1 protein-coding gene is annotated in these 1,038 nt (G+C 48.2%); it reads right to left on the bottom strand.

Going from position 1 to position 1,038, the window contains the following annotated elements; genetic code table 11:
• Positions 1 to 52 precede the first annotated feature (52 nt).
• On the bottom strand, positions 53 to 1,038 hold a 986-nt coding region (locus MMIC_RS12405), incomplete at its 5' end, for a DDE-type integrase/transposase/recombinase (protein ID WP_193788150.1).

The raw sequence follows: 1,038 nt of genomic DNA on the forward strand, positions 1-1,038 counted from the left end.
AGTATTTTCCAATCCGTAAATGAGTCTGAAAGCTGATCGCATGGTTTATAGTTCATGCTGCCTCGTTGTTCTGCCCAAAGATTGTTTTGAACAAGGTTTTGCGAGCGTTTCGTAAATGCTTCCATGCGTCAAGGTCGGAGTGTCTATTGGCTAGGGTATCGAGCCACTGGAATGAGATGTTTGGTTTGAGATATTGCTCAGCATTACCCAGTGATTTGAGCTTGTCATAAGGTGTCATCATATCCTCGACGCGATAGCGTTTTTTCTGTTTTCCTTTGGCATCAGTCTCAATACTCGGAAAGTGGCAGGGTCGATGGTAATTCAGGCATGGATTGAGATGCTTCCTGTTGAAGCTGTCGATCAGTTCAGCATGGCCCTGTGGGATATGTACTCGCCCGAATGCTTTGCGCACGACCGAGCCGTTTTTGCTCTCTGCCAGGGCATTGTCATTACAGTGTCGCGAGCGTGATTTGGTCATCTGTATGACCTGCTTATTGAGCAGTTCAGCGACGTAGCGATTGATATATTCTGAGCCGTTGTCTGAATGAAAGCCTTTGACCACAAACGGAATTTGTTTGAGCAATGATTTCAACGCAGGAATCGTAAACTCCTGCTGGATGTGCGGCACAGTGAGGACGACTTCCCACTGGGTTACCTCATCGACGGCATTGATGTGATAAACACCTTTCTTTTTGTCCATATCACCCTGATGAACACTATCTATTCGCAGGTAGCCGGGCTGACCGTTTGGCCTTGGTTTGCGGCGTTCTCCTATGGCTACCTGAACAGGGGTGGTTTTGGTGTAATTTCTCCTGCAACGGCGATAGATACTGCTATCTCGCAGGTTATACAGGTGTGAGACTGATATATTAGCCAGCCGGGCAAATCGCTGGTCTCCGAATAGCTCATAAGCCCTTTGACAGTAGACCTTGATGGTTGTGCCGGAAGCACTATCTACGAGCCGGTCCACCTCGGCCAGAAGCATGATGTCTTCACGTGTGTATATGCGCTCAAACCCATTGACTGTACGCTGCCTGC

Source organism: Mariprofundus micogutta, from assembly GCF_001895085.1.
Classification (GTDB): Bacteria; Pseudomonadota; Zetaproteobacteria; order Mariprofundales; family Mariprofundaceae; genus Mariprofundus; species Mariprofundus micogutta.